At 65.1% G+C, this 9,072-nt stretch carries 12 protein-coding genes and 1 pseudogene; all 13 read left to right on the forward strand.

What is annotated here, in order from left to right; genetic code table 11:
• The first annotated feature begins 197 nt into the window (after positions 1 to 197).
• On the forward strand, positions 198 to 785 hold the full coding sequence (gene hisB, locus IRZ12_RS12560; RefSeq protein WP_296468936.1) for an imidazoleglycerol-phosphate dehydratase HisB: 588 nt from the start codon (positions 198 to 200) through the stop codon (positions 783 to 785).
• Positions 782 to 1,414: an imidazole glycerol phosphate synthase subunit HisH gene (hisH, locus tag IRZ12_RS12565; protein ID WP_296468915.1), complete on the forward strand. Its 633-nt coding sequence runs from the start codon at positions 782 to 784 to the stop codon at positions 1,412 to 1,414. Before hisB ends, hisH begins: the two co-directional genes overlap by 4 nt.
• A gap of 83 nt (positions 1,415 to 1,497) precedes the next feature.
• Complete coding sequence (gene hisA, locus IRZ12_RS12570) at positions 1,498 to 2,244, forward strand: 1-(5-phosphoribosyl)-5-[(5-phosphoribosylamino)methylideneamino]imidazole-4-carboxamide isomerase (protein ID WP_296468917.1); 747 nt, start codon at positions 1,498 to 1,500, stop codon at positions 2,242 to 2,244.
• Between the two features lie 352 nt (positions 2,245 to 2,596).
• Positions 2,597 to 3,376 (forward strand): imidazole glycerol phosphate synthase subunit HisF, encoded by a 780-nt coding sequence (gene hisF / locus IRZ12_RS12575; protein WP_296468919.1) that lies wholly within the window; start codon positions 2,597 to 2,599, stop codon positions 3,374 to 3,376.
• Positions 3,373 to 3,804 (forward strand): phosphoribosyl-AMP cyclohydrolase, encoded by a 432-nt coding sequence (gene hisI, locus IRZ12_RS12580; protein ID WP_296468921.1) that lies wholly within the window; start codon positions 3,373 to 3,375, stop codon positions 3,802 to 3,804. Before hisF ends, hisI begins: the two co-directional genes overlap by 4 nt.
• The gene (locus IRZ12_RS12585) at positions 3,801 to 4,148 is read left to right on the forward strand and encodes a phosphoribosyl-ATP diphosphatase (protein WP_296468922.1); all 348 of its coding nucleotides are present in this window, start codon (positions 3,801 to 3,803) and stop codon (positions 4,146 to 4,148) included. The genes hisI and IRZ12_RS12585 overlap by 4 nt, the downstream gene beginning before the upstream one ends.
• Positions 4,145 to 4,498 carry a histidine triad nucleotide-binding protein gene (locus IRZ12_RS12590; RefSeq protein WP_296468924.1) on the forward strand — a complete coding sequence of 118 codons (354 nt, stop codon included), beginning with the start codon at positions 4,145 to 4,147 and terminating at the stop codon, positions 4,496 to 4,498. The genes IRZ12_RS12585 and IRZ12_RS12590 overlap by 4 nt, the downstream gene beginning before the upstream one ends.
• A gap of 62 nt (positions 4,499 to 4,560) precedes the next feature.
• Positions 4,561 to 4,803, forward strand: a complete 243-nt coding sequence (gene tatA, locus IRZ12_RS12595) for a Sec-independent protein translocase subunit TatA (RefSeq protein ID WP_296468926.1) — start codon at positions 4,561 to 4,563, stop codon at positions 4,801 to 4,803.
• A gap of 209 nt (positions 4,804 to 5,012) precedes the next feature.
• Positions 5,013 to 5,585, forward strand: coding sequence for a Sec-independent protein translocase protein TatB (gene tatB / locus IRZ12_RS12600; protein WP_296468928.1), 573 nt, complete (start codon positions 5,013 to 5,015; stop codon positions 5,583 to 5,585).
• Positions 5,582 to 6,346 (forward strand): twin-arginine translocase subunit TatC, encoded by a 765-nt coding sequence (gene tatC, locus IRZ12_RS12605; protein WP_296468930.1) that lies wholly within the window; start codon positions 5,582 to 5,584, stop codon positions 6,344 to 6,346. The genes tatB and tatC overlap by 4 nt, the downstream gene beginning before the upstream one ends.
• A gap of 80 nt (positions 6,347 to 6,426) precedes the next feature.
• Positions 6,427 to 7,575 (forward strand): ABC transporter substrate-binding protein, encoded by a 1,149-nt coding sequence (locus IRZ12_RS12610; RefSeq protein WP_296468932.1) that lies wholly within the window; start codon positions 6,427 to 6,429, stop codon positions 7,573 to 7,575.
• 273 nt (positions 7,576 to 7,848) lie between these two features.
• Positions 7,849 to 8,883 (forward strand): branched-chain amino acid ABC transporter permease, encoded by a 1,035-nt coding sequence (locus tag IRZ12_RS12615; protein ID WP_296468934.1) that lies wholly within the window; start codon positions 7,849 to 7,851, stop codon positions 8,881 to 8,883.
• Positions 8,883 to 9,072, forward strand: a pseudogene (locus tag IRZ12_RS12620) (metal-dependent hydrolase); the annotation flags it as partial. The gene IRZ12_RS12615 and the pseudogene IRZ12_RS12620, both read left to right, overlap by 1 nt.

Consider the following 9,072-nt stretch of genomic DNA (forward strand, 5'->3'; position numbering starts at 1 on the left):
AGCCTGATCAAGGTGTCGGGCGCGGGGGCCCAGACCCTCGGACGCATCGCCGCGACGCTGGCGTACGGAGAGGGGCTGCAGGCCCACGCGCACAGCGCCGAGTACCGCCTGGACGAGGCCGCGGCTGCCCCAGCGCGGCCGGATGCTTCGTCATAATGCCGACGCAGCCCTATCAACCCGACTATCCCGAAACGATCATGCGCACCGCCGAGATCACCCGCAATACCAACGAGACGCGCATACGCGCGGTCGTCAACCTCGACGGCACCGGCAAGCAGAACCTGCAGACCGGCGTTCCGTTCCTGGATCACATGCTTGACCAGGTCGTGCGCCACGGCCTGATCGACATCGACCTGGTCGCCGAGGGCGACCTGCACATCGACGCCCACCATACGGTCGAAGATGTCGGCATTACCCTCGGGCAGGCCGTGGCCAAGGCGGTCGGCAACAAGGCTGGCATCCGCCGCTATGGCCATGCCTACGTGCCGCTGGACGAGGCGCTGTCGCGGGTGGTCGTGGATTTCTCGGGCCGCCCGGGCCTGGAATTCCACGTGCCGTTCACGCGGGCGATGATCGGCCAGTTCGACGTGGACCTGACGCGCGAGTTCTTCCAGGGCTTCGTGAACCACGCGCTGGTAACCCTGCACATCGACAATTTGCGGGGCGTCAACGCCCACCATCAATGCGAGACGGTATTCAAGGCCTTTGGCCGCGCCCTGCGCATGGCGCTCGAGGTCGACCCGCGCGCCGGCGGCGCCGTGCCGTCCACCAAGGGGGTGCTATGACCCGCATCGCGGTGGTCGATTACGGCATGGGCAACTTGCGCTCGGTGGCCCGGGCGCTGGAACACGTGGCGCCCGAGGCCGACGTGCGCATCTGCAGTGATGCAGAGGGCGTACGCGCGGCCGATCGCGTCGTGTTTCCGGGGCAGGGCGCCATGCCCGACTGCATGCGCAACCTGGCCGAAACCGGCCTGCGCGACGCCGTGATCGAGGCTTCGCGCACCAAGCCGCTGCTGGGCGTGTGCGTCGGGGAGCAAATGCTGTTCCAACGCAGTGAGGAAGGCCCGGCCGACGGCCTGGGGCTGTTCGAGGGCGAGGTGATTCGTTTCGCCGGCCCTGCCTTCGAAGGCCCGGACCGCCTGAAGGTGCCGCACATGGGTTGGAACCAGGTCCGCCAGACGATGGAGCACCCGCTCTGGGAAGGCGTGGACGACGGCACCTACTTCTATTTTGTCCACAGTTATTACGTGGTTCCCGCCGATATTGGGGTAATTGCCGGTCAATCCGATTACGGGGTCGCCTTTACCTGCGCAGTAGCCAGAGATAACATTTTCGCAACTCAGTTCCACCCCGAAAAAAGCGCCGCTGCGGGCTTGCGCATTTATCGGAATTTCGTGAGATGGAATCCATGAATTCCGCCAGCCGGGATCCGGCCGGTCTTTTCGCCTAGTCGCCCAGTTAGTGCTTCCCGATACGAACGACGCTCCGATTCGCCATGCTTCTCATTCCCGCGATTGATCTCAAAGACGGTCGTTGTGTCCGCCTGCGCCAGGGCGATCTCGACGATGCCACCGTGTTCTCCGAAGAACCCGCCGCCATGGCCACCCATTGGCTGGACCAGGGGGCGCGCCGCCTGCACCTCGTGGACCTGAACGGTGCGGTTGCCGGCAAGCCCAAGAACGAGGCCTCCATCAAGGCCATCGTGGATGCCCTGGGAGACGAAATCCCAGTGCAGATCGGCGGCGGCATCCGCGACCTCGACACCATCGAGCGGTACCTGGACAGCGGCATCTCCTACGTCATCATTGGCACTGCCGCGGTCAAGAACCCGGGTTTCCTGCACGATGCCTGCAGCGCCTTCCCGGGCCAGATCATCGTCGGCCTCGACGCCAAGGACGGCAAGGTCGCCACCGACGGCTGGAGCAAGCTGACCGGGCACGACGTCACGGACTTGGCAAAGAAGTTCGAAGACTACGGCTGCGCATCCATCATCTACACGGACATCGGCCGTGACGGCATGCTCTCGGGTGTCAACGTCGAAGCCACGGTCAAGCTGGCCCAGCATGTCCGCATCCCGGTCATCGCCTCGGGCGGCATCGCCAACCTCACCGATATCGAGAAACTTTGTGAGGTGGAAGACGAGGGCATCGAAGGTGCGATCCTGGGCCGCAGCATCTACGAGGGCACGCTGGACTTCCAGGCCGCCCAGGCCCTGGCGGACGAACTGAGCGGCTCGCATTAACGATTAAAGAAGCCAGGGGGAAGAGGCGGTTCCCCGGTCCCACCGCGCGCCGCCGGCTCGCCCGCGGCTCCTGGCTGTCCCTACGGTCCGCCGCCCGATTCGCGGTACGCTAAAGGCTTGCGGGGCCTCCGCTTCGCCGCAGGCCTTCCGCTCCGGCAACCCAGGCCGGGCATTTTGAACATTTGCTTATCGAGTCATTCATGGTTGCAACAGCACTCCGCGCCCCCTCCCGGGGCAACGCGGCGCCGGCTGGTCCGGTCCGCGCCGCCGCGGCATTCTGCACCTCCGAGGGGCTGCCGCGCGCACACACCGGGGCGCGTTCCCCTGCGCGCGGCGCGCGTAAGGGGTAGGCATGCTCACACGTCGCATCATTCCCTGCCTGGACGTGACCGCCGGCCGCGTCGTCAAGGGCGTCAATTTCGTGAACCTGGTCGATGCCGGCGATCCGGTAGAGATCGCGCGCCGCTACGACGAGCAGGGGGCGGACGAGCTCACCTTCCTCGACATCACCGCTTCTAGCGATCAGCGCGACATCATCCTGTCGGTGATCGAGCAGGTGGCGGCACAGGTTTTCATCCCGCTCACCGTGGGCGGCGGGGTGCGCCAGGTTTCGGACGTGCGCCGGCTCCTGAACGCCGGCGCGGACAAGGTCGGCATCAATACGTCGGCCGTCACCCATCCCGAGCTGGTGCGCGAGGCTTCGGGGCGCTACGGGTCGCAGTGCATCGTGGTCGCGATCGACGCCAAGCGCGTCTCGGCCGAAGGCGAACCGCCGCGCTGGGAGGTGTTCACCCACGGCGGGCGCAACGCTACCGGCCTGGATGCCGTGCAGTGGGCGCGCAAGATGGCTGAGTACGGCGCCGGCGAGATCCTGCTTACCAGCATGGACCGCGATGGCACGCGCTCGGGCTTCGACCTCCAGCTCACCCGCGCGGTGTCGGACGCGGTGCCGATCCCGGTCATTGCTTCCGGCGGGGTGGGGTCGTTGCAGGACCTGGCCGATGGCATCACCGAAGGCCATGCCGATGCCGTGTTGGCCGCGAGCATTTTCCACTATGGGCAGCACACCGTGCAGGAGGCCAAGCGTTTCATGGCCGAGCGCGGCATCAGCGTAAGGTTGGATAGAGCATGAGCACCGAGCGCGACGTTTTGCCTGCGGACCAGGAAGCCTGGCTCGATGCCATCGTCTACGACGAGCACGGGCTCGTGCCTGGCATTGCCCAGGAGGTCACGACGAACAAGGTCATCATGTTCGCCTACCTGAACCGTGAGTCGCTGCGCGAGACGCTGCGTACCGGCAATGCCACCTACTGGTCGCGCTCGCGCAAGCGCCTCTGGCGCAAGGGCGAGGAGTCTGGCCATGTGCAGCGGGTGCGCGAAATCCGGCTCGATTGCGACGGCGATGTGGTGCTGCTGCGCGTCGAGCAGGTCGGCGGCATTGCCTGCCACACCGGGCGCGAGCGGTGTTTCTACCGCCGCCTGGAAACCGAAGGCGAGGGCGGCGTGCGCTGGGTGGAGACCGACCCCGTCCTCAAGGATCCGGAGAGCATTTACAAATGAACGATTTCCTGGCGCGGCTGGCAGATACGATCGCCAGCCGCAGGCCCGAACGGGGCGGCTCCCCCGACTCCTCTTACGTGGCTCGCCTCTTCAGCAAGGGGCCGGACGGCATCCTGAAGAAAATCGGGGAAGAGGCGACCGAGACGGTCATGGCGGCCAAGGACGGCGTGCCGGAAAAGATCATTTACGAGACCGCTGATCTTTGGTTTCATTGTCTCGTCATGCTGGAGTATTACGGTTTGCGTCCCGAACAGGTCGTCGCCGAGCTTGCGAGGCGCGAGGGCGTGTCGGGTTTGGATGAAAAAGCCGCGCGCAGCGGCAACGCCACGAACCAAACGAAATGAGCGACAACTGCATATTCTGCAAGATCACGCGCGGGGAAATCCCGTCCCGCAAGGTCTACGAAGACGACGAAATCTTCGCTTTCCACGACATCAATCCCATTGCGCCCGTACATTTCCTGGTCATCCCCAAGCGGCACATCACCTCGCTGCAGGAGATCACGGAAAGCGACGCGCCGCTCTTGGGTAGAATGCAAGTTCTGATTCCCCGTCTGGCGCTGGAGCAGGGCTGTCGCCCCGGGCCGGAAGGGGGATTCCGCCTGATGGTCAACAACGGCGCGGACGGCGGGCAAGAGGTGCCGCACTTGCACTATCACGTCATAGGCGGCCCGCGGCCCTGGAAGCGCAACTGAACCACCGGCGGTTTCCGCCCGTAACACTGGACGATCATCCGCCGCAAGGCGTGGAGCATGGAATGGGTAGCTTTAGCATTTGGCACTGGCTGGTAGTTCTTCTGATCGTGGTGCTGATCTTCGGCACCAAGAAGCTGAAGAACCTCGGGCAGGATCTCGGTGGCGCCGTGAAAGGCTTCAAGGAGGGCATGAAGGAAGGCAGCGATACGACCTCGGCCTCGACTGCCGCCGAAGGCGATCCGAAGCGCGTGGCGGCCGAAACCATCGATGTCGAAGCGAAGGAGAAGGCGCCTCCCGCGCGTTGAGCGAGCCAGCCCGGGCGCCGGCCCGGGGGCATGGGAGGCAGTTCGCCGGCCGGGCCGGGGCATTCGGTTCCCGGCCGCATGATCTCCCGCATGGGGCGATTTCCTTCGCAACCTGGGACGAGCCGCCGGCTGCGTCCCATCGCGCTTTTTTGCCGGGTTCTTGATCCATGACTAAAACGATGGCGCCTGGCGCCGATACAGGGCGCTGAATGTTCGACGTCAGTTTTACCGAGCTTCTCACCATCGGGGTGGTGGCGCTGATCGTCATCGGCCCCGAGCGGCTGCCCAAGGTGGCCCGCACCGTCGGCCACCTGCTGGGGCGGGCGCAGCGTTACGTCAGCGACGTCAAGAGCGACATCCGGCGGGAAATGGAGCTCGACGAGCTGCGCCACCTGCGCAAGGAAATGGAAGATGCGGCGCGCTCGCTCGAAACCACGATCCGGACCAACGTCGACGACCTGAACAAAGGGCTCAGCGAGGTCCAGCATACGGTCGAAGAAGCCGCGCGGGAGGTCCAGGCGGCGTCGTCGGAGCCCTTGCCAGGGCCGGCCGCGGAACCTACCGGCGACGCTGCGGGCGGGCCTCACCCTGCGGCGGGCGCCGAACCGGCGCATGCGGCTGAAACGGCCCCCACGACGCCGCCCGCCGCCGGGAGCGAGCCGGGCGACGACCTCGTCCAGGGATCGCTGTTTCCGGCCGACCTGCTGCCGCCCGCTGTCCATCAACCCGCTGCCGGCCAACCGGCCGGGGCCCCGACGGTACGCGAAAGCGAAAAAACGTGACAGACAAAGAAACTTTGCCAGAGGACAGCTTCATCTCTCACCTGGTGGAGCTGCGCGACCGGCTGCTCAGGGCCATCATCGCCGTGGTCGCGGTGTTCATCGTGCTGTTTTTCTATCCCGGCGCGTCGGCCATCTACGACGTGTTGGCGCAGCCCATGCTTGCCACGCTCCCGGAGGGCACCCGCATGATCGCCACCGGGGTCATCACGCCGTTCATGGTGCCGGTCAAGGTCACGCTGCTGGCCTCCTTCGTGATTGCCCTGCCTTACGTGCTGTACCAGGCGTGGGCCTTCGTCGCGCCGGGCTTGTACCAGCACGAAAAGCGCCTGGCACTGCCGCTCATCGTCTCCAGCACGGTGTTGTTCCTGGCGGGCATGGCGTTTTGTTATTTCGTGGTTTTCAAGACCGTTTTCCACTTCATCGCGACCTTCGCCCCGCAATCCATTACGCCGGCGCCCGACATCGAGGCCTATCTGAACTTCGTGATGACGATGTTCCTGGCCTTTGGCCTGACGTTCGAGGTACCGGTGGCCGTGGTGCTGCTGGTCAAGACGGGGATTACGACCGTCGCCAAGCTGGCGGCGGCGCGCGGCTACGTGGTGGTCGGGGCCTTCGTCGTGGCGGCCATCGTCACGCCGCCCGACGTTGTCAGCCAGTTCATGTTGGCAGTACCTTTATGCCTGCTTTATGAAGTGGGCCTGCTGGCGGCGCGCATGATCAAGAAGCGGGAGTCGGAATCGACTGCGATCGAAGAGGCTTGAATCCGGCTCTTTCCGGCACGCCGCCCGCGCGGCGGGGCGGAACTTCCAATCCAGAATCGAAACAACAAGTGGGGACTTCCATGTTTTCCATCAGCAAACTGGGCGTGGCCGTGGGCCTTGCCGTCTTCGCCGTGGCCGCTCAGGCCGACATCACCGTGGGCGTCAACGTCTCCGCCACCGGTCCGGCCGCTTCCCTGGGCATACCCGAGAAGAACACGTTTTCGTTGATGCCCAAGACCATCGCGGGCCAAAAAGTCAATTACATCGTCTTGGACGACGCGAGCGACACGACCACCGCGGTCAAGAATGCGCGCCGCTTCGTGACTGAAGACAAGGTCGACGTGATGGTGGGATCCACCATCACCCCGAACTCGCTGGCCATGGTCGACATCGCCGCCGAAACCGGCACGCCGGTCATCTCGATGGCGGCCTCGGCCATCATCGTCGAACCCCAGGACGCCAAGAAGCGGTGGGCCTTCAAGACGCCGCAAAACGATGCCGAGATGGCCAAGGCCATCGTCGAGCACATGCAGGCCCAGCAGGTCAAGACGGTCGCCTTCATCGGCTTTGCCGACGCATACGGCGAAGGTTGGTACCAGGAGTTCGTCAAGGTGGCGCAGGCCGCGGGCATCAAGGTGCTGACCAACGAACGCTATAACCGCACCGACACTTCCGTCACGGGACAGGTACTGAAGATGATCGCGGCCAAGCCCGATGCGGTGCTGATCGGCGCGGCCGGCACCCCCGCCGCGCTGCCCCAGAAAACGCTCAAGGAGCGCGGGTACCGCGGTAAGTACTACCAGACCCACGGCGTGGCCAACAACGACTTCCTGCGTGTCGGCGGCAAGGACATGGAAGGCACGTTCCTTCCTGCCGGCCCGGTGCTGGTGTCTGAACAGCTGCCTGCCGACCATCCCGTCAAGGCTTCGGCCACGGAATACGTGCAGAAATACGAAGCTGCCTACGGCAAGGGTTCTGTCTCTACCTTTGGCGCCCATGCCTGGGACGCCGGCAAGCTGATCGAAGCGGCGGTGCCGGTTGCGCTCCAGAAGGCGAAGCCGGGTACGCCGGAGTTCCGCGCTGCGTTGCGCGACGCCCTGGAAAACGCCAAGAACGTGGCCGGCGCCCATGGCGTGTTCAACATGAGCGCCTCCGATCACGTCGGGTTGGACAACCGTTCCCGCGTGATGGTGACCATCGAGAACGGCGCCTGGAAGCTGCTCAAGTAAAAGGCAGTCAAGGTATTCGAAGGCATGCGCGCCAGATGCCCTGCCGTCCGGTATGCTTCGGGCGGCGTCGGCGAACCGGCAACGTTCGGCCGCGCATCGTAGTGAACGACCGGCACCCTGGAGCGCGTCTGCCGGGCGGCTCCAAGCCGGAAGCATCCCGTTGGGGAAACGCCGTCGCGCCATGATGGGCGCGCGGCTTTTTTATGTTGTTTTTCGATTTCGCTGCCCCGGGCGGGGCGCATCGGCCCTGCGGGGCCGCCCGGCGGAGCTGACATGGATCTACAGATCGCCCTTTTCCTCGTCCAGGACGGCGTCGTCAACGGCGCCATATATGCGCTGCTTGGCTTGGCGCTCGTCCTGGCTTTCACGGTCACGCGCGTGGTGTTCATTCCCCAAGGCGAGTTTGTCTCCTGGGGCGCGCTGACCTTGGCCGCCTTGCAAGCCGGCAAGCTGCCGGGCACGGTGTGGCTGTTGCTCATCGGCGGCTGCGCCGTCATGCTCGTCGAGCTTTGGAGCGCGTGGCGCGACCGGGATTGGCGGCACATCCCGCGCGCGGCAGGCTGGAATCTGCTGTATCCCGCCGTCGTCTTCGCGATTGCGCGCTTCGTCGATTTCCAGGCGCTGCCGCTCGCAGTCCAGATCGTATTCGCCTTGCTGGCGGTGGTGCCCATGGGGCCCATGGTGTGGCGGCTGGCTTTCCAGCCCGTGGCCGAAAGCAGCGTGCTGGTCTTGCTGATCGTATCGGTGGCCGTGCACGTTGCGATGGTGGGGCTGGGCCTGCTGTTCTTCGGTGCGGAGGGGTCGCGCACACCGCCCTTCTCCGAGGGGAGCTTCGAGCTCGGCGGCATACCCATCTCGGCGCAGACCATGTGGGTCGTGGGCTGCTCCATCGTGCTCATTTTCATTCTTACCGTGGTATTCGGGCGCACGCTCTATGGCAAGGCCTTGCGCGCCACGGCGGTAAACCGGGTGGGCGCGCGGCTCATGGGCATACCGACCAGCCTTGCCGGCAAGCTCAGCTTCTTGCTGTGTGCGTTGATCGGTGCCTTCTCCGGCATCCTCATCGCGCCCATCACCACCATCTACTACGACACCGGTTTCCTCATTGGGCTGAAGGGGTTCGTGGCTGCGATCATTGCCGGCCTGGCGAGCTATCCGCTGGCTGCGGCCGGCGCCGTGCTGGTCGGCCTGCTCGAAGCTTTCTCCTCATTTGCGGCCAGCGCTTACAAGGAAGTCATTGTGTTCACGCTGATCATCCCCGTGCTGATCTGGCGCTCGCTCGCTTCCCGCCACGTGGAGGAGGAATGATGCGCCTGCGCTCCATCTGGATCATCGGCGTCGGCCTCGCGCTGCTGGCGGCGGCGGGGCTGGGCATGTCGGAATTTACGGTCACGCTGCTCAACTACATCGGCCTGTACGCACTGGTGGCGTTGGGGCTGGTGCTGCTCACGGGGGTCGGCGGGCTGACCTCGTTCGGGCAGGCGGCGTTCGTGGGGC

Origin of the sequence: Pigmentiphaga sp. (assembly GCF_019689535.1) — a bacterium.
In the GTDB taxonomy this organism is placed as follows: domain Bacteria; phylum Pseudomonadota; class Gammaproteobacteria; order Burkholderiales; family Burkholderiaceae_B; genus Pigmentiphaga.